Below are 18,833 nucleotides of genomic sequence, written 5' to 3'. Positions count from 1 at the left end.
CCCCGCCTCCCGCCGGGTCCATATCCCCGGCAGCCGCCCGGACCTGCGGGTCGCCGCGCGGGAGATCGACCTGAGCCCCACCGAGACCGCCGGCGGCCCCCGGCCCAACCCGCCGCTGCAGGTCTACGACACCGGCGGCCCCTACACCGACCCCGACGCGGCGCTCGACCCGGCCCGGGGGATCACCCGGGTCCGCGCCCCGTGGATCGCCGAGCGCGCCGCCGGGACGACGCAGATGGGCCACGCCCGGGCCGGCGTGATCACCCCGGAGATGGAGTACGTCGCCCTGCGCGAGGGGCTCGAGCCGGCGTTCGTGCGCGACGAGATCGCCCGCGGGCGCGCCGTGATCCCGGCCAACCGCCACCACCCGGAGGCGGAGCCGATGGCCATCGGCCGCCACTGCAAGGTCAAGGTCAACGCCAACATCGGCAACTCGCCGCTCAGCTCCGGGGTGCCCGAGGAGCTCGAGAAGCTCGTCCACGCCGTGCGCTGGGGGGCGGACACGGTCATGGACCTGTCCACCGGCGAGGCGATCCACGAGACCCGGGAGTGGCTGCTGCGCAACTCGCCGGTGCCCATCGGCACGGTGCCCATCTACCAGGCCCTGGAGAAGGCCGGCGAGCCCGAGGACCTGAGCTGGCCGCTCTTCCGCGAGACCCTGATCGAGCAGGCCGAGCAGGGCGTGGACTACTTCACCATCCACGCCGGGGTGCGCCGCGAGCACATCCCCCTCGCCCGGGAGCGGCTCACCGGCATCGTCTCGCGGGGCGGCTCCATCGTCGCCAAGTGGTGCCAGGCCCACCAGGCGGAGAGCTTCCTCTACGAGCGCTTCGACGAGATCTGCGAGATCCTCGCCCACTACGACATCACCGTCTCCCTCGGCGACGGGCTGCGCCCGGGCTGCGTGGCGGACGCCTCCGACGCCGCGCAGATGGGCGAGCTGCGCACCCTCGGCGAGCTCACCGAGCGGGCCTGGGCCCACGGCGTGCAGGTGATCATCGAGGGGCCGGGCCACGTGCCCATGGACCAGATCGAGGCGAACATGGCCGCCGAGCGCGAGGCCTGCCACGAGGCGCCGTTCTACACCCTCGGGCCCATCGTCACCGACATCGCTCCGGGGTACGACCACATCACCTCGGCGATCGGCGCCGCGCAGATCGGCTGGCACGGCACTGCTATGCTCTGCTATGTAACGCCGAAGGAGCACCTGGGGCTGCCCAACGCCGACGATGTGCGCACGGGGATCGTCACCTACAAGGCCGCGGCCCACGCCGCCGACGTCGCCCGCGGGCACCCCGGGGCCCGGGCGCGCGACGACGCCCTCTCCCGGGCGCGCTACGAGTTCCGCTGGCAGGACCACTTCAACCTCGCCCTCGACCCGGAGCGCGCCCGGGCGTACCACGACGAGACGCTCCCCAGGGAGGCCCACAAGGAGGCGGCCTTCTGCTCGATGTGCGGGCCGCGCTTCTGCGCCATGGCCATCAGCCAGGAGCTCTAGGCGGGGCGGGGGCCCGGCTCTCACGGCCCGAGGCGGCGGCAAGGAGGCCGCCGGCCGAGGGATCGGCTATAGCCCTGCCCTATGGGCTGCATGGCGACCGTCAATTAGAGACGACTTTGCTATTTAATTATTCTAATTAAGGTTAAACACCTCACCCACGGCTAACAGTGCAGCGCTAAGGAGCGAGAGCCGATGACCAAGAGAGATACCAAGGGAGATACCCTGACCACCACCGCCGGCGCCCCCGTCGCCGACAACCAGAACAGCCTCAGCGCCGGGCCCAGGGGCCCGCTGCTGATGCAGGACTACCAGCTGCTCGAGAAGCTCGCCCACCAGAACCGCGAGCGCATCCCCGAGCGGACGGTCCACGCCAAGGGCGCCGGCGCCCACGGGACCTTCACGGTCACCAACGACATCAGCCGCTACACCAAGGCCCGCCTGTTCAGCGAGGTCGGCAAGCAGACGCCGGTCATCGCCCGCTTCTCCACGGTAGCCGGGGAGCTCGGCGCCGCCGACGCCGAGCGCGACGTGCGCGGCTTCTCGGTGAAGTTCTATACCGAGGAGGGCAACTGGGACATGGTCGGGAACAACACGCCGGTGTTCTTCGTCCGCGACCCGTACAAGTTCCCCGACTTCATCCACACCCAGAAGCGCCATCCGCAGACCAACCTACGCTCGGCCACCGCCGCCTGGGACTTCTGGTCGCTGAGCCCGGAGTCGCTCCACCAGGTCACGATCCTCATGTCCGACCGCGGCATCCCGCAGACCTTCCGGCACATGAACGGCTACGGCTCCCACACCTTCAGCTTCATCAGCCCGGACAACGAGCGCTACTGGGTGAAGTTCCACTTCAAGACGCAGCAGGGCCACCGCCACTACACCAACCGCGAGGCCGAGGAGGTCATCGGCCAGACCCGGGAGAGCGCGCTGGAGGACCTGCAGAGCGCCATCAACCGGGGCGAGAGCCCGAAGTGGACGCTCTACGTGCAGATCATGCCCGAGACCGACGCCGAGCGGACCCCCTACAACCCCTTCGACCTGACCAAGGTCTGGCCCCACGGCGAGTACCCGCTCATCGAGGTCGGCGAGCTCGAGCTCAACCGCAACCCGGAGAACTACTTCAACGAGATCGAGCAGGTCGCCTTCAGCCCCTCGAACGTCGTCCCCGGCATCAGCTGGAGCCCGGACAAGATGCTCCAGGCGCGGATCTTCTCCTACGCCGACGCCCACCGCTACCGCCTCGGCACCCACTACGAGGCGCTGCCGGTCAACCAGCCGCGCTGCCCGGTCCACCACTACCACAAGGACGGGCCGATGCGCTTCTTCGACAGCCAGGCCCCGAAGGACGCCTACTACGAGCCGAACTCCTTCGACGGCCCCGTCGAGCAGCCCGAGGCCGGCGAGCCGCCGCTGCGCATCTCCGGCGACGCCGACCGCTTCGACCACCGCGAGGGCAACGACGACTTCAGCCAGCCCCGGGCGCTCTTCGAGCTCTTCGACCAGGACCAGCGCCAGCGGCTGTTCCAGAACATCGCCGAGCACATGGACGGGGTGCCGGAGGAGATCGTCGAGCGCCAGGCCGCCCTCTTCGACCAGGTCCACCCGGACTACGGCGCCGGGGTGCGCGAGGCCGTCCGGCAGCGGCGCTCGCGGTAGCAGGCCCCTGAGCAGAGCGGGGATTCACGCCCTCCCCGCTCTCTTGCCATCATGGGCCGCTTGCGACGCACCCACTTACCACTGCGCTTTTCGATCAGGAGGCTGCATGATCCAAATCGGTGCACGCGGCGCCAGCAACCGTACCACCAACACGGCGGAGATGACCGTCGCGCAGCTGCGCTCAATCGCCGACGGCGAGACCAACCACCGGGCCCGCGACCGCAAGCGGGCGCACCAGGCCCTCCAGCGGCGGGGCTGGCGCTAGAGGCCGTAGTCGGCGAGCACCGCCGCGGCCGCCTGCGCCCCCGAGCGCAGCGCGCCGTGCTGCGAGCCGTGGGCCCGGTGGTCGCCGCAGGCGTAGAGCCCCTCGGCAAGGCGTGCCGGCTGGTACGGCTCGTCGAGGGCGGGCGGATCCTGGACCGGCTGGCCGTACGGGATGCGCTCGAGGCGCAGCAGCTGCCAGCGCTGCACGGCGGCGCCGAACCAGCCGGCCATCTGCTCCCGGGCCCGGGCCTCGAGCTCGGCGTCGGACAGGCTCGTGGCGGCCTCGCCGAGCACCGTCGCGCTGACCAGGTGCAGACCGGGCGGCGCGTAGCCCGGGGCGACGGTGCTCGGCACGCTCATGTGGGTCACCGGCCCTCGCCCCTCGCCGTCGAGGACGATGAATGGCTCGGCGACGGGGGGCTGCGTGCAGGCGAACTGGAGGCAGGCCACGGGCCGCCCGGCGGGGGCGGAGCGGCCCGTGAGCCGGGAGAAGGCCGGCGCCTCGGTGGCGACGATCACCGCGTCGGCCGGGACCGCCTCGCCGTCGGCCAGGCGTGGCTGCCCCGCCTCGATGGCCTCGACCCGGGCCCCGGTCCGCAGCTCGACGCCCGCCGGCAGGCGCTCGGCGAGCTGGCGCGGCAAGGCCCCCACGCCGGCGGCCGGCAGGGCGGCGTCCCCCTCGGCGAGCATGCGGAAGGTGAAGCCGAGCATCCGCGCCGAGGTGCTCAGCTCGGGGTCGAGCAGGACGCCGCCGAAGAACGGCCTGAAGAAGCGCTGCACCATGGGCTCGCTGAACCCTTGGGCGGAGAGCTCCTCGGCGGCGCTGCGCTGCGGCCCGGCGAAGGGCGCCTCGGCGCCGTCGCGCCGCAGCCGCCAGCGCATGCGCGCCAACCGCAGCTTGTCGGCGAGGCCCCCGACCGGGGCCCTCAGCGTCGCCAGCAGCGCCGTCGGGACCCGGAAGGGGTCGGCGATCCGGTGGAAGCGCCCGTTGAGGCGCACCAGGGCGCCCGGCGCGAAGCGGTGCAGCGCCAGGTCGGCGAGATCGGCCCGGGCCTGGAGCTCCGGGTAGGCGGTGAGCAGCACCTGGAAGCCGCGGTCGAGCCGGAACGCCGGGGCGCCGGCGGCCGGCGGCGCCCCCTCGGGGCTGACCAGGTCCGTGCGCACGCGGCCGCCGACCTGCTCCTCGGCCTCGAGCAGGACTACCTCGACCCCCGCCTGCCCTAGATCGTGCGCCGCGGCCAGGCCGGCGAGGCCGGCCCCGATCACAGCTACCCGCATGGTGCTCCAGCCTCTTTGCCGTCACTCCTGAAGGGTAAGCTACTGCCCCCTTCCGCTTCCTTCAACCACCCCCGCCGCCGTTTTCTATGACCCTTCCGTTATCGGTATGCTTGAGCACACCGCCTCAAAAGGCCACAAAGAAAGGATGACTTATGGTGAGCCATGAAGGCTCGCGAGGTGCGGCGGAAGGGGGCAGCAGCGGCCCGGTGCGCTCCCGCCAGGAGCTCCTCGCCTGGAACACGGCCCTGGATGCAGTCCACTCCCCCACCTTCATCCACGACACCGACTACCGCATCGTCGCGGCCAACAGCGCCTACTGCGAGCTCGCCGGATTCCCGCTCACGGCCCTCGAGGGCCTGCCGTACTGGGAGGCCTTCCCGCTGCGCGACGGGCCGCTACCGGCCTGCCGCGGCGCACTCGAGGCGAGGCAGCAGCAGGGATGCCTGCTCGACGAGACGCTGATCACCATCGAGGAGATCGTGCTGGCCGACGGGGAGACCTTCCTCTCGCGCTCCTTCTCCCTCGAGCCCACCGAGCCGGGCAGCCACTTCGTCCACGTCCTCGAGCGGATCGTACCCACGGGCACTGCCGTTGGCAGCGCCGCAGACGCCGACGAGCCCTCGCTCCCTCCCCACGGCCGAGACGGCGTGATCCTCACCGACGAGGCCGGGCGGATCGCCTTCTGCAACCCGCGCTCGGAGAGCCTCCTCGGCCAGCAGTTCGCCAGGCTCCGCGGCCAGGAGCTCAGCGCCTTCCTGCTTCCCGAGCCCGCCGGAGAGACGGCCCCCCAAAGGGAAGCGTCCGGCTCCCAGGAGGCGATGCTCTTCCACACGGAGGGCTACCTCATCCCCATCGAGCTGGTCTGCAAGGAGATCCTCCTCGGCGCGCGGCGCTACCGCCACTACGCCCTGTACGACCTCGGGGAGCGCTGCCTCGAGCGCACCCCCCTCAACGAGCTGCTGCACTGGGACCCGGTCACCGAGCTCCCCAACCGGCTGCTGCTGCACAAGCGCCTGGAGCAGGCGCTGACCGCCGCCGAGTACCGCGCCTCCCCCTTGGCCGTGCTCTCCCTGGGCATCGAGGCCCCCGGCGCCGCGGCGTGCGACGAGGCCACCTCCGCCCTCGAGGAGGGCCTGATCGGGCAGATCGGGGCGCACCTGCGCAGCGCGCTCCGGGGGCGGGATACGATCGCCCGCCTCGGGCTGCGCGAGCTCGGCGTGCTCGCCCCCCGCCTGCGCACCCCGGATGACGCGGCCCGGGTGGCCGAGCGGCTGCTCGCCGAGCTGGCCACCCCCTTCACGGTCGGCGGCTGCACCGTGCCGATCACCGTGCACGTCGGCCTGAGCGTCTACCCCGATCAGTCGATCGCCGCCGCCGATCTCGTCCAGCAGGCGAGCGCGGCCATGGGCGAGGCCCGGCAGCGGGGTGCCCCCTACCACTTCGCCTCCAAGGGGCTCACCGAGCGCGCCCAGGCGCGCATCCAGCTCGCCGCCGAGCTGCGCCAGGCCTTCGCCGAGGAGCAGCTGACGGTCCACTACCAGCCGCAGATCGATCTCGGCAGCGGCGGGTGGATCGGCTACGAGGCGCTGCTGCGCTGGCCGCACCCGGAGCGGGGCTGGATCTCGCCGGGCCAGTTCATGCCGATGGTCGAGCGCACCGGCCTCATCGTCCACCTCGGCGACTGGGTCCTCGAGCAGGCCTGCCATCAGGCCCAACGGCGGCTCGAGGGCGGAGAGCCGCTCGACCGCATGGCGGTCAACCTCGCCGCCCCGCAGCTGCTCAGCGCCGACTTCGTGGAGAAGGTCCTGGCGATCCTCGAGCGGAGCGGGCTGCCGGCGCGCTACCTGGAGCTGGAGATCACCGAGGGGCTGCTCGTGGCCCCGGACGACGCCACGGTGGAGAAGCTCCAGGCCCTGCGCCGGGCCGGGGTGCGCATCGCCATCGACGACTTCGGCACCGGCTACTCGGCGCTGAGCTACCTCAAGGACCTGCCCGTGGACCGGCTCAAGGTCGACCGCTCCTTCGTCAGCAGCCTCTGCCGCGACCCCCGCGCGAGCACCATCGTCCGCTCGATTGTCGGGCTCGCGGGCAAGCTCGGCTTCGCCGTCATCGCCGAGGGGATCGAGACCGAGGCGCAGCGCAGCGCCCTCGTCGAGGCGGGGTGCCGGCAGGGCCAAGGCTTCCTCTTCGCCTACCCGAGCGCAGCGCCCGAGCCGCCCCCCTAGCACACAAAAAGGCCGGGGGTCCGCAGACACCCCGGCCTCTTCGCTTGGGGCCTTGGCAGGCCCCGAAAGTACAGCGCCGCCCCCGGGGAGCGGCGCTAACCTCTTGGATCTGGTGGAGCCAGCCGGACTTGAACCGGCGACCTCCTGCTAGCCATGCAGGCGCTCTCCCAACTGAGCTATGGCCCCGTCGTCGTTGAGTGTGTGTATTCTAGGAAAGCGATCCGGCCGGGTCAACAGGGATCGCTACGCCGATCCCTGCGCCGCCTGCGCCCGGATCCACGCCACCGCCGCCTCGATGCGGGCGAGGGTCTCCTCGCGGCCGAGCAGCGCCAGGGTGACGTCGATCGGCGGCGAGACCGCCCCGCCGGAGACGGCCACCCGCAGCGGCTGCGCGACCTTGCCCATCTTCACCTCGAAGGCCTCGGCGGCCTCGGTGACCACCTGGTGGATCCGCCCCTGCTCCCACTCGGGCAGGCCGGCGAAGCAGTGGCGGCAGTGCTCGAGGACCTCCTCCGCATCGGGCTTGAGGTTCTTGCGCGCCGCCTTCTCCTCGTAGCCCGCGGGCCGGCGGTAGAAGAAGAGGCTGTTGTCGGCCATCTCGACGAGGGTCTTGGCCCGCTCCTGCTGGGCGCGGACCACCGCCTCGAGCTGCGGTCCGCCCTGCCCCGGGTCGACGCCCCGCTCGGTGAGGAACGGCGCGAGGTGGCGGGCGATGTGGTTGGGCTCCGCCGCCATGATGTGCTGCTGGTTGAGCCACAGCAGCTTCGAGGGGTTGAACGTCGAGGCCGAGTGGTTGACCGCGTTGATGTCGAAGAGCTGGATCAGCTCCTCGAGCGTGAACACCTCCTGGTCGCCGTGGGACCAGCCGAGGCGGGCGAGGTAGTTGAGCAGCGCCTCGGGCAGGTACCCCTCGTCGCGGTACTGCAGGACGCTCACGGAGCCGTGGCGCTTGGACAGCCGCTTGCCGTCCTCGCCGAGGATCATCGGCACGTGGGCGAAGCGCGGCAGCTCCGCGCCGAGCGCCTTGTAGAGGTGGACCTGGCGGGGCGTGTTGTTCAGGTGGTCGTCGCCGCGGATGACGTCGGTGATCCCCATCTCCAGGTCGTCGACCACCACGGTGAAGTTGTACGTCGGCGTCCCGTCGGCACGGGCGATGACCAGGTCGTCGAGCTCGGCGTTGGCGAACTGCACCTTGCCGCGGATGGCGTCGTCGATGACCACGTGCCCCTCGAGCGGGGAGCGGAAGCGCACCACCGGCTCGTCGGCGGCCTCCTCCGAGGGCGGGCCGTCGAGGTCGCGGCAGCGCCCGTCGTAGCGCGGCTTCTCCTTGCGCGCCTGCTGCTCCTCGCGCAGCCGCTCGAGGCGCTCCTTGGTGCAGTAGCAGTAGTAGGCCTGCCCGGTATCGAGCAGCCGCTGCAGGTGCTCGCGGTAGCGCTCGAAGCGGTCGGTCTGGTAGAAGGGGCCCTCGTCGTAGTCGAGCCCGAGCCAGCCCATCCCCTCGAGGATGGCGTTGATCGCCTCCGGCGTGGAGCGCTCCCGGTCGGTATCCTCGATCCGCAGCACGAAGCGCCCCCCGTGGCGGCGGGCGTGGAGCCAGGAGTAGAGCGCGGTGCGCGCGCCGCCGATGTGCAGGTAGCCGGTGGGGCTCGGTGCGAAGCGGGTCCGGATCGTGGTGGTCATGGGCGGTCTTCTTCTTGAGCCGTTTGAAAGGCCCCATCCTACCAAAGGCACTCCACCGAGCGCGCCCGATTGACGCGGCACGCCCTCGCTATTAAGATCTTGTCGAGTTGGGCGGCTAGCTCAGCGGGAGAGCGCTGCCTTCACACGGCAGAGGTCGCTGGTTCGATCCCAGCGCCGCCCACCAGATCCCCCAAGGAGTTACCTAGCTCCTCACCCCTCTTGATCCCTCGGTGTGACCAGAATGTGACGCGGCTGGCGAGAGCCAGCGTGACGGCACCTCGAAGCCGGTGCGCGGCAAGGTGCGCATAGCGCTCCCGCCCTCCGCCACCTCCCTCGAGGCCCTGCTTGTGACTAGGCCGCCTCGCTTGCGCCGGGGAAGAGGCTCAGGGCGTGCCCCGGGTCGACGGTGACCCGCACCCGCTCGCCGGGCAGGTGGCGCCGGGTGTGGTTGGTGCGGAGCTGGACGGTGGCGCCGCAGTCCAGGCCGACCCCGAGCAGCCGCGTCCCCCCCTCGAAGCGGGCCCAGGCCACCGTGCCGTTGGCCGGGCCCTCGTCGGCGAGCCCCAGATCGTCGGGGCGGACGAGCACCTCGCCGTCGCCGGGCTGCTGCCGGCTCCGGGCGCGGCCCAGCGGCGTCTCCAGGTGGCCGTCCTGCGGCCAGGCCGGCAGGAAGGAGACCTCGCCGAGGAACTCCGCCACCGAGCGGCTCACCGGCTCGTGGAAGCAGACATCGGGCTCGGCGATCTGCTCTAGCGCCCCGTGGCGCATGACGCCGAGCCGGTCGCCGATGGAGAGGGCCTCCGCCTGGTCGTGGGTCACCCAGATGGCCGGTATGCCCGCCTCCTTGAGGACGTTGCGGATCTCCCAGCGCAGGCTGTCCTTGAGCGAGGCGTCCAGGTTGGACAGCGGCTCGTCGAGGAGGATGAGCTTGGGCCGGTGCGCCAGCGCCCGGGCCAGCGCCACGCGCTGCTTCTGGCCGCCGGACAGGGCCTCGGGGTAGGCGTCGCGCTGCTCGGCCACGCCGAGCCACGCCAGCCAGGGGTCCACGGACTCGCCGCTGCTGAGCCGGAAGCCGACGTTCTCCGCCACCGTCAGGTGCGGGAAGAGCGCGAAGCTCTGGAAGACGAGCCCGGTCTGCCGCCGCTCCGGGGGCACGAAGCGCTCGCCGCTCACCGTCCGCCCGCCGATCCGGATCGCCCCCTGAGTCGGCCGGGTGAGCCCGGCGACGGCCTGGAGCGTCGTCGTCTTGCCGCAGCCGGTCGGGCCGACGAGGGTGACCAGCTCGCCGTCGCCGACCGTCAAGCTCAGGTCGGTGACGGCGAGCTCGCTGCCGTAGCGGACTTCCAGGTGCTCGATCTCCAGCATCGCTCTCTTCGCTCGGTTAGCGTTCTGCGGCGCCTTGCTCCCGGCGCAGCATCAGGGCAACGGCCGCGCCCGAGACGACCACGAGCAGCAGGGCGGGGAGCGCGGCGCGCCCGAAGGCCCCGGCCTCGTAGACCTGCCAGAGGTGCGTGGCGAGGGTCTCAAAGCCCGTCGGGCGGAGCAGGAGCGTCGCCGGCAGCTCCCGCATCACCTCCAGGAAGACGAGCGCCCCCGCAGCGAGGAGACCGGGCAGGATCAGCGGCAGCGTAACACGCCGGAACGCCTCGCCCGGAGCCGCCCCCAAGCTCCGCGCCGCCCCGACCAGCCCCTGCTCGGCGCGCTCCAGCGGGGCGCGGATATTGCCGACCGCCAGGGACAGGAAGCGGACCACGTACCCGAGCACCAGCAGGGCGAGCGACTGGTAGAGGAAGTCCAGCGTCAGGCCGACCACCACCAGCGCCGTCCCCAGGACGATCCCCGGCACCCCGAAGCCGACGTAGGTCACCCGCTCGAGGAGCCGCCCTACCCGGCCCCGCGTCGCGGTATAGGCCACGGGCAGGGCCAGGAGCACCGCCGCCGCGGCGGCAAGGCCGGAGGCCGACACGGAGCGCAGCAGCAGCAGGGGGTCGAGGCCGCCGCTGCCCTCGCGCAGGACGCCGAGGGTGAAGACGCCCAGCGGCATGCCCAGCGTCGCCAGCAGGACCAGGGCAACGCCGACCAGGGCCGCGGCCCGCCCCGTCCGGCCGAGGTGGAGGCGGGGCGTGCGGCCGGGCTGCTCACGGGTCGTGCCCACCAGCCACTCCAGCAGGAGCACCACGGCCACGAGGCCGAGCAGGCCGAGCGAGAGCAGGGCGGCCCGCTCCAGCCCGAAGGCGTTGTACTCGACGAAGATGGCCCGGGTGAAGGTGTCCAGGCGCATGATCGCCGGCGTACCGAAGTCGGACAGGGTGTAGAGGGCCACCAGGAGCGCGCCCGCCGCTACGCTGTTCCGCACGCGGGGGAGCACGACCCGGACCAGGGCGGTGGGCAGGGGCATGCCCAGGGTGCGGGCGGCGTCGAGGGCGGTGGCGTCCAGGTTGCGCAGGCCCGCCCGGGTAGCCAGGAACACGAAGGGGTAGGTGTAGAGGGTCATGACCCAGGCGGCGCCGGCGAGCCCGTCCACATTGGGGACCGGCAGGCCGGTCAGGGCGCTGAGCTCGCCGCCCGCCCCCGTCGCCGCGAAGTAGGCGAAGGCGCCGAGGTAGCTGGGCACGGCCAGGGGGGCGGCCAGCAGCGCCGTCCAGAGCCCCCGGCCGGGCAGGTCGGTGTAGGCGGTCAGCAGCGCCAGCGGCACGCCGAGCAGGATCGCCCCCGCCACGGTGAGCCCGGTCAGGAGCAGGGTGTTGAGCGCGATCGCCGGGACCTGCCCCCCGAGGGCCACGTCGCTGCCCAGCCCCAGGGCCAACAGCACCCCGAGCGGCAGCAGCACCGCTGCGGCGCCCAGGGCGCTGAGCCCGTAGACGAGCGGGAGCCCGCGGCTCATAGCACGCCGGCCTCCCGCATCAGCGCGAGGGTGGGCTGGAGATCGCCGAGCCGGGTCAGGTCCAGCTCCGGGGGCTCCAGGCGCGCGATCGCCGGCGCCCCGGCGGGCGGCTCGACGCCCTCCACCAGGGGGATCTCGTAGGCCTGCTCGGCGAGGAAGCGCTGCACCTCGCGCGAGTGCAGGTAGCGGACGAAGTCGGCCGCCACCGCGCTGTCGCTCAGCAGGGCGGCGCCGGCGGTATTGATCAGGGCGCCGGCGTCGCCGCGCGTGAAGGCCAGCTCCAGGGGGATATCCGGCTGCCCTTGCTTGAGCCGCAGGGTGTAGTAGTGGTTGGCCAGGGCCAGGTCGACCTCGCCCTGGGCGGCCGCCATGACCGCGCCCAGCTCGCCGGCGTAGGCGCGGGACTGCTCCCGGATCGCCCGGAGCCACTCGCGGGTCGCCGCCTCCCCCTCCAGCAGCCGCATGGCGGTCAGGAAGGACTGGCAGGCCCCGTAGCTCGGCGCCCAGCCGACCTTGAGGTCGGTATCGGGGAGCTCCATGATCCGCTCCGGCAGCGCCTCCGCCCGGACGCGCCCGGGGTTGTAGGCGATGCTGCGCACCCGCCCGGAGATGGGGACGAAGGCCTCGAGGCGGAAGGCCTCGGGCAGCGGCTCGTGCAGCCGGGCGGGTACGGGCCGGGCGAGCCCCTCGTCGGCGACGTGGCCGAGGGAGCTGGCGTCGATGGACCAGAACAGATCGGCGCGGGCGCCGCCGTGCCGGGCCTCCGCGACGAGGGTGTTGGCCAGCCCCGAGGAGGAGCCGCGCCGGATCTCGAGCGCCAGCTCCGGGCTGCGCTCGCGGATGGCCTCGACGATCCGCTTGTAGAGGCCGCCCTCGCCCCGGCCGAGGTAGACGGTGAGGTCGCCGCGGAGCGCGGGGAGCGCGTCCGCCGCCAGCGCCTCGGCCACCGCCCGGCCCCAGGCGCCCGAGAGGCCGAGCCCCCCGAGCGCCGCCAGCGACTTGAGGAAGTCTCGCCGATCGACCATCTTCAGAAGACCTCGCTCTCCGCCTCGTCCGCCTCGCTGAGCAGCTCCTCGCAGCGGACCAGGTCCTCCTTCATCGAGGCCACCTGGGCCTCCACCTCCTCGGTCGGCGCGCCCTCGACCATGAGGCCCGGGAGCTCGACGTTGAAGGCCTCCTCCAGCTGGACGACGAGCTGGGCGTCCGCCTCGATCAGGCTGCCCTCGACGCCCTCGAAGCCCTCGAAGTAGGCCGTCTCGACCAGCGAGCGCGCCTGCTCGAGCTCGTCGCGGCCGTAGGCCGCCACCGCCTCGTCGAGCTGCTCGCGGACGCGCTGGAGCGTCGCCTCGGCATCGGCCGCCTCGGCCTCGCCGTGCCCGTGATCGTCATGCCCAAGCTGACCCGCCTCCTTCAGGCTGGCCCGGAGCTTGACCCCCCCGAGGCCCTCGTGGAGGGCTGCCCGCAGCGCATCGGCGCGCCGCTCGACGACGGCGGGCTCCTCGCCGTCCTCGACGGCCTGGCGCAGGTTGGTGATCCGCCGCCAGATGGGGCTGTAGAGCGGCGTCGCCACCTCTTCCACCGCGCCGTGGTACTCGACCGCCTTCCAGCGCTCGATGAGCCGGTCGACGCGCTCCTGCGCCGCCCCGTCACCGGCCCGGTAGCCCTCGACGAGCTCCGCCAGCTCCGCCGAGAGGGTCTCGACGTCCGCCTGGTAGTCCTCGAGGTGGGCCTCGAACTCGGCGACGTGCTCCCCTGCCTCGCCGTGGGCCCCTGCCGCGCCGGGCAGCAGCGTGCCCCCTAGGAGCACGATGCTTGCCGCGGCAGCGACCCGGCGGTTCATCTCCGTCATGGCGCTCTCCTCCCCATCGGTCTGCCTCAAAGCGTGTGGTGTGGCGATTGCCCGATACGATAGGCCGGCTCGGCCAGCCATCGTGAAAATAACGATAATCATTCTCATCTGCAAGATCTAGGCAGGGGCGCCCCGGGGCGCTGCCCGGCGCGGTGCGCCTGCGGACTGCTCCCGCCAGGGCTCAGGGCGTTGCCAGGGCGTCGCCAGGGCGGGAATGGGGCGTCGGAGGGCGGTACCCGCGCCGGGCGGCGCCTCAGCCGATCTCCCGGCGAAAAGGGGGCAGGGCCGCGAGCAGCCGCTGGCCGTACGCCCGGCGCACAATCCGGCGGTCGAGGATCGTGATCCGGCCGCGGTCGGCCTCGCCGCGCACCAGGCGCCCGCACGCCTGGGTCAGGCGCAGGGCCGCCTGGGGCAGGCTCAGCTCGGCGAAGGGCGAGCGCTGGCGGTCCGCCAGCCACTCGCTGAGCGTCGCCGCGACCGGCTCCGTGGGCACGCCGAAGGGGATGCGCTCGATCACCACGTGGTCGCAGTACGCCCCGGGCAGGTCGACCCCCTCGGCCATCGCGGCGAGGCCGAAGAGCACGCTCGGGCGGCCGGCGTCCACCGCGGCGCGGTGGGCCGCGAGCATCGCCTCGCGGGAGCGCTCCCCCTGGCACTGGAGCCGCTGCTGCCACGCCTCGGGCAGCGCCTCGGCGACGCGCGCCATGCGGGCCCGGCTGGTGAAGAGCACCAGGGCCGCCCGGCCCTGCTCGAGCAGGGCCGGCAGCCGCTCGATCACCTCCGCGAGGTGCGCCTCGCTGTCCCGCGGGTCCGTGCGCATCGCCGGCACCGCCAGCACCGAGCCGCCGTAGTCGAAGGGCGACGGCAGCTGCCCGGCGACGGCCTGCGGATCGGTCCCCAGGCCGAGGGTCTGGCGCAGGTGCTCGAAGGAGCCGAGGGCGGTCAGGGTCGCGCTGGTGAGCACCGCCCCCTGGCAGCGCGACCAGAGCCGCTCCGCCAGCGCCTCGGCCACCGAGACGGGGGCCGCGGCCACGAGGTGGTCGCCCTGCCCGGTCGCCCCCTCCCGGCGCTCGATCCAGCGCGCCACCGGGGGCTGCTCGGGGGCCTCCTGGGCGCGCAGGCGGCTCCAGGTCTCCGCCAGCGCCTCGATACGCTCCTGCAGCAGCCCGAGCCGCGGGAGCAGGGGCTCGAGGGCCCGGCGCGCCTCCGGATCGCCGTCCAGGGCCGCCTGCAGCGCCTCGATGAGCGCCGCCAGCCCCTCGCGGAGGCGCTCGACGGGCTCGGCCACGCGGCCGGCCAGCTCGCGCAGCGCCTCCGGCGCCTGGCCGGCCCGGAAGCGCCACACCGCCTCGCCCTGGCTCGGGGCGTAGTTGTGCTGGCAGAGGGTGTCGACCTCGCCGAGGGCCTCGTGGCAGGCGCGGCCGGAGTCGACCAGCGCCTCGGCGCGCTCGCCGGCGCCGGGCTCGAGCGCCCCGGCGGCGGCCGCGACCGCCTCGCCGATCCGCCGCTGGGCCTCGTCGAGCCACGCCCGCCCCTCCTGGACCGGGGCGCTCGCGGTGAAGCGGGCCACGGCCTTCTCGGCGAGGCGGTGCGCCTCGTCGACCACGTAGAGCGCCTCGCCCGGCGGGGGCAGGAGCACGCCCTCGCCCGGCTCGCCGAGCTGGAGATCGGCGAGGAGCAGATCGTGGTTGGCGATGACGAGCTCGGCCTGCCGGACGCGCTGGCGGGCGGCGTAGACCGGGCAGCGGGAGAAGTGGCCGCAGCGCGCGCCTAGGCACGAGTGGGCCGTCGAGGTGATCCGCGCGTGCACGTCCGGGGCGAGCGGCTCCGGCCACTCGTCGAGGTCGCCGCTCCACGCCTGCGCCTCGAGCTCAGCGCGCATCGCGCGCAGGGCCTCGAGCTCGCCCGCCGCCGGCGGCCGGGGCCAGACGGCGGAGCCGACCACGTCGGGGGCGAGCTGCTGCTGCCCGCTGCCGCCGGCCTCCGGCGCCGGATCGCCGAGGAGCTCGTCGAGGTGGCGGGGGCAGGCGTAGCGGGCGCGCCCCTTGGCGACGGCCGCCCGGGCCTCGAGGCCCGCATGCTCGGCGAGCTTGGGCAGGTCCTGGTGGAGGAGCTGCTCCTGGAGCGCGACCGTCGCCGTCGCCACGACCAGCGGCAGGCCGCGGGCCCGGGCGACCGGCAGGCCGCCGAGCAGGTAGCTCAGCCCCTTGCCCGTGCCCGTGGGCGCCTCAAGGGCGAGCAGGTGGTGGGGCTGCCCCCCGTCGAGGGCCTTGGCGACCTCCCAGATCATCCGCTTCTGCGCGGGGCGCTCCCGGAATCCGGGCAGGCTCGCCTGGAGCCGCCGGTAGGCGGCGGCAATCTCCTCGGTGGTCTCGGAATCGGGCATCCTGGGCTAGAAGGCCGTCACAATGCCCTCTCCTGCGAGGCTGGCGCCGTTCCGTGGCGAATTCCAGCGATTTCTGCCATTCGCCCTACCCCGGAAGGGAGAGGGGCGAGACCGGAAACTATCCTGCTGCGCCGCAGCCTCAAGCGGCGCCCTGCTCGGGGATGCGCAGCGCCTCGAGGTCGCCGCCGGCCTCCTCCCAGGCCTGGACCCACTTCGGCTTGCGGCCGCGGCCCGTCCAGGTCTTCGAGGGGTCCTCCGGGTGCCGGAACTTCGGCGGGACCTTCCCCTTGCTCTTCGAGCTCCCCTTGCCTTTTCCGGCCTTGCCGGTATCGACCTGGGCGAGGAGATCCTCGACGCCGAGCCCGTAGCGCTGCGCGACCTCGCGGATCTCCTGCTGCGCCTGCTTGCGGGCCTCCTTCTCGCGGCGTTTCCTCTCCTGCTCGATACGCTTCTCGACCTGCTGAAGGCCGTCGAGGCCGAGCTGCTCGAGCCCTTCCTGAATCGAGTCGAGGATGGCCTCCTCGGAAGCCTGATTTTCGGATGCCAATTCAGTCACCGGAATACCTCTCGGTTGGTGCGATGGATTCACCGTAAATTTTACAGCAGCACCGCTGAATAGTGCCACCCCATGCGGAATCAAAAATCGAGGCAACCCCGAACCGAGAAAATCTGCACCTCGCTTTAGCCAAGCCGTAGCCGCCCCTTCAAAAGCGGTTGCAGTCTCGGCCGCAGAAGCCCACGCTGATAGGCGTTTCCCTGAGCAGATCAAGGCAGCCGCCTGCAGCGACGGAGGTAGCCATGTCGAGCACCCAGCAGATCGGCGCCGAGGGGACGACGCTCCCCAGGTCGCCCCAAGAGCCGAGCAGCGAGGAGGCGCCCCAGCAGGAGCGCGTCCGCCAGCGCGCGGAGGGCCTCGAGGGGGCCTCTACGGAGAGCGCGACCGCCGCCTCGGCCTCGGCCGGGCAAGATACGGTCTCCCTCTCGGCGGCCGCGGGCCCCCAGGAGGCAGGGACCAGCACCGAGGCGCCCGACGAGGGCGAGGCCGCCGGCTCGGGCTACAACGCCCAGGGCCAGCCGAGCGGGGCGGGCAGCGGCAGCAGCGCCATCGACCGCATGATCTAGTCGTCGCCAGCGCGGCCTCGGCCTAGCGGGCCGGCTCGTCGCGGAGCTGCTCCGAGGCGATGAGGATCAGCTCGTAGAGCACCGGCATGCGCTCCGCAGCGACCCGGATGATCTCCCGCGTCCGGCAGCGGTAGGCCCGCTCGCCGCAGCGCTCGAGGGGGAAGAGCCGCGGGAGGATCTTGATCTCGTCCCGGGAGAGGTAGCCGCAGAGCCAGGCGGCGCCGCGGTTGTTAGCGCGGGCCAGGGCCCCGGCCATGGCCGCCGCGTAGAGCAGCGGGAACGTTTGGCTATAGATCCGGCGCAGGCTCTTGAGGTCGGCGGGGGCCGCGCCTTCGGCCCCCGCCGACCGCCGGGCGGAGGGCTTCGCGATGGTGATATCCCGGATGGTGAGCTGCCGGCGGTCCCCCTCGAGCTGGACGGTGGCGGCCACCTGCCCCTCATCACCGGCCCGCCCGGCCTCGAGCCGGCAGTAGCGGACGTCCACCCCCTCGCGGTGGCCGCGGCCGTCGAGGACGAAGCGGAAGTAGCGCTGAAAGGTCTGGACCGGGGTGCTCACGCCTGCGCCTCCCCGGGCAGCCGCCGGGGCGCTGCCCGCCTACTGCGCATCGGACGCCGTCTCGGGCGCGCCGGCCTCGATCCACGCCTCGAAGCGCTGGATCTGGGCCTCCGAGAGGCTCGGCCCGGCCATCGGCATGCGCGGCTGGCTAATCCCCTTGATGCGCTTGATCAGCTCGCTCTCCGCCGGCTCGCCGGGGACCACGATCGGGCCGTTCTCGCTGCCGGCCATCGTCCCCTCGTAGGAGCTGAGGTTGAGGCCCTGCAGGGGGTTGCCCTCACTATGGCACTGTACGCAGCGATTCTGCAGGACCCCTTCCAGGTCGGAGAAGACGACGGGCCCCGCCGCCTCCCCTGTCCCCGCCTCGCTTTCCGTGCTTTCCGTCGAGGACTCTTCCGAGGACTGGGAGACGAAGACCAGCTCGCCGCCGAAATACCCCAGGCCCGTCACCGCCGAGAGGGCGAAGAGGTAGACCGCGATCAAGAGCGGGGAGCGGCTGGTAAACTTGATATGGAGGATGACCGCGAGAAGGAGGAGCACGCCCAGGCCGCTGGCCAGGTAGATCTTCATCTGGATCGGGTAGATCAAGCTGCCGCCGTAGTAGTAGAGCCAATCCATGACCCCCAGCAGCGCCGTGGGGAAGACGGAGAAGAACGCCAGCGTGGCGCAGTGGCGGGCAGTGACCGCATACTTGCTATAGCGGGGGATGGTGGACAGCAGCGAGAAGAGCAGCGTCGCGACGACCAGGCCGATCGTCAGGTGGACCAGGATGGGGTGGATCGGATGGGTATACCCTAGGTCCCCGAGGAAGCGGTAGATAGAATCGATGCCCATCTCTTACTCTTTATCGGTCAATAAATTGAGGCAATGATTGCCCGAATCGAGCGTCTCTCTGCCTCCACGTCTCCCGCGAATCGCCCAATCTTGACCTACGGCCGAGGGCTGGGCAAGGAGGGAGGCAGGCAGGGTTGAGCAACCGCAATCGCCGAGCGGCGCTGATCTTACCGGCTTTCCCCTTACGCCTCAACGCTCGACTGCGCCCTTCGGGCGCCGGCCGCTGCCTTCGGCCTCTCCCCGCCGGGCTTTTGGTACCATGCCCCCGCTATGATCCACCTCAATGATATCACCCTGCGCCGCGGCCCCGACCCCCTGCTCGAGGGGGCCAGCGCCACGATCTACCCGGGGCACAAGATCGGGCTCGTCGGCGCCAACGGCTCGGGCAAGAGCTCCCTGCTCGCCATGCTCCAGGGCGAGCTCACCCCCGACCGCGGCGAGCTGGCGCTGCCGGCGGGCTGGCGGATCGCCCACATGGCCCAGGAGATACCGGGGAGCGAGACCCCGGCGCTGGAGTACGTCCTCGACGGCGACACCGCCCTGCGCGCCGCCGAGCGGGAGCTGGCCGCCGCCGAGGCCAGCGGCGACGGCCACCGCCTGG

At 72.4% G+C, this 18,833-nt stretch carries 16 protein-coding genes and 2 tRNA genes; 7 read left to right on the top strand and 11 right to left on the bottom strand.

Annotated features, from left to right (window positions below):
- The 3 genes from thiC to CKO13_RS04660 form a co-directional block, all read left to right on the top strand.
- Positions 1-1,498: phosphomethylpyrimidine synthase ThiC (thiC, locus tag CKO13_RS04670; protein ID WP_200257328.1), on the top strand; the 1,498-nt coding region annotated here is incomplete at its 5' end.
- Positions 1,499-1,690: 192 nt separating this feature from the next.
- Positions 1,691-3,154 carry a catalase gene (locus tag CKO13_RS04665; protein WP_200257326.1) on the top strand — a complete coding sequence of 488 codons (1,464 nt, stop codon included), beginning with the start codon at positions 1,691-1,693 and terminating at the stop codon, positions 3,152-3,154.
- Positions 3,155-3,260: 106 nt separating this feature from the next.
- Positions 3,261-3,419 (top strand): hypothetical protein, encoded by a 159-nt coding sequence (locus tag CKO13_RS04660; RefSeq protein WP_200257324.1) that lies wholly within the window; start codon positions 3,261-3,263, stop codon positions 3,417-3,419.
- Here the strand turns inward: CKO13_RS04660 and CKO13_RS04655 are convergent.
- A complete protein-coding gene (locus CKO13_RS04655; RefSeq protein ID WP_200257322.1) occupies positions 3,416-4,696 on the bottom strand; it encodes an NAD(P)/FAD-dependent oxidoreductase in 1,281 nt (426 codons plus the stop codon). The two genes, CKO13_RS04660 and CKO13_RS04655, sit on opposite strands and share 4 nt — an antisense overlap.
- 152 nt (positions 4,697-4,848) lie before the next feature.
- Here CKO13_RS04655 and CKO13_RS04650 point away from each other — a divergent pair, with 152 nt between their 5' ends.
- Positions 4,849-6,921, top strand: coding sequence for a putative bifunctional diguanylate cyclase/phosphodiesterase (locus CKO13_RS04650; RefSeq protein WP_200257320.1), 2,073 nt, complete (start codon positions 4,849-4,851; stop codon positions 6,919-6,921).
- Between the two features lie 110 nt (positions 6,922-7,031).
- Here CKO13_RS04650 and CKO13_RS04645 read toward each other — a convergent pair.
- Together CKO13_RS04645 and gltX are read right to left on the bottom strand one after the other, a co-directional pair.
- Positions 7,032-7,107: transfer RNA gene (locus tag CKO13_RS04645), tRNA-Ala, on the bottom strand.
- A gap of 57 nt (positions 7,108-7,164) precedes the next feature.
- Positions 7,165-8,601 (bottom strand): glutamate--tRNA ligase, encoded by a 1,437-nt coding sequence (gene gltX, locus CKO13_RS04640; RefSeq protein ID WP_200257318.1) that lies wholly within the window; start codon positions 8,599-8,601, stop codon positions 7,165-7,167.
- Between the two features lie 109 nt (positions 8,602-8,710).
- On the opposite strand from gltX, the gene CKO13_RS04635 reads away from it, so the two are divergent.
- A tRNA-Val gene (locus CKO13_RS04635) sits at positions 8,711-8,785 on the top strand.
- Positions 8,786-8,952: 167 nt separating this feature from the next.
- On the opposite strand, the gene CKO13_RS04630 is transcribed toward CKO13_RS04635, so the two are convergent.
- From CKO13_RS04630 to CKO13_RS04605, 6 genes are all read right to left on the bottom strand, one after another.
- A complete protein-coding gene (locus CKO13_RS04630) occupies positions 8,953-9,966 on the bottom strand; it encodes an ABC transporter ATP-binding protein (protein ID WP_200257316.1) in 1,014 nt (337 codons plus the stop codon).
- A 16-nt stretch (positions 9,967-9,982) separates the two neighbouring features.
- A complete protein-coding gene (locus tag CKO13_RS12905) occupies positions 9,983-11,485 on the bottom strand; it encodes an ABC transporter permease (protein WP_200257314.1) in 1,503 nt (500 codons plus the stop codon).
- A complete protein-coding gene (locus CKO13_RS04620; protein WP_200257312.1) occupies positions 11,482-12,510 on the bottom strand; it encodes a substrate-binding domain-containing protein in 1,029 nt (342 codons plus the stop codon). The genes CKO13_RS12905 and CKO13_RS04620 overlap by 4 nt, the downstream gene beginning before the upstream one ends.
- A 2-nt stretch (positions 12,511-12,512) precedes the next feature.
- Entirely contained in the window at positions 12,513-13,334 is an 822-nt protein-coding gene (locus CKO13_RS04615) for a hypothetical protein (protein WP_200257310.1), read from the bottom strand.
- A gap of 253 nt (positions 13,335-13,587) precedes the next feature.
- Positions 13,588-15,720, bottom strand: coding sequence for an ATP-dependent DNA helicase DinG (gene dinG, locus CKO13_RS04610; RefSeq protein ID WP_200257309.1), 2,133 nt, complete (start codon positions 15,718-15,720; stop codon positions 13,588-13,590).
- 139 nt (positions 15,721-15,859) lie between these two features.
- Positions 15,860-16,267: an H-NS histone family protein gene (locus tag CKO13_RS04605; RefSeq protein WP_207132087.1), complete on the bottom strand. Its 408-nt coding sequence runs from the start codon at positions 16,265-16,267 to the stop codon at positions 15,860-15,862.
- Between the two features lie 251 nt (positions 16,268-16,518).
- Between CKO13_RS04605 and CKO13_RS04600 the strand changes: the two genes are divergently transcribed.
- Positions 16,519-16,842, top strand: a complete 324-nt coding sequence (locus CKO13_RS04600) for a hypothetical protein (RefSeq protein WP_200257307.1) — start codon at positions 16,519-16,521, stop codon at positions 16,840-16,842.
- 22 nt (positions 16,843-16,864) lie between these two features.
- On the opposite strand, the gene CKO13_RS04595 is transcribed toward CKO13_RS04600, so the two are convergent.
- Positions 16,865-17,398, bottom strand: a complete 534-nt coding sequence (locus CKO13_RS04595; protein ID WP_200257305.1) for a hypothetical protein — start codon at positions 17,396-17,398, stop codon at positions 16,865-16,867.
- Positions 17,399-17,437: 39 nt separating this feature from the next.
- Complete coding sequence (locus tag CKO13_RS04590) at positions 17,438-18,232, bottom strand: c-type cytochrome domain-containing protein (protein WP_200257303.1); 795 nt, start codon at positions 18,230-18,232, stop codon at positions 17,438-17,440.
- Between the two features lie 270 nt (positions 18,233-18,502).
- On the opposite strand from CKO13_RS04590, the gene CKO13_RS04585 reads away from it, so the two are divergent.
- Positions 18,503-18,833, top strand: a 331-nt coding sequence (locus CKO13_RS04585; protein WP_200257301.1) for an ATP-binding cassette domain-containing protein, incomplete at its 3' end; no start/stop codon positions are given.

The sequence above is a fragment of the Halorhodospira neutriphila genome (assembly GCF_016584055.1).
In the GTDB taxonomy this organism is placed as follows: domain Bacteria; phylum Pseudomonadota; class Gammaproteobacteria; order Nitrococcales; family Halorhodospiraceae; genus Halorhodospira; species Halorhodospira neutriphila.
This window is presented reverse-complemented; position numbering and strand designations above follow the sequence as displayed.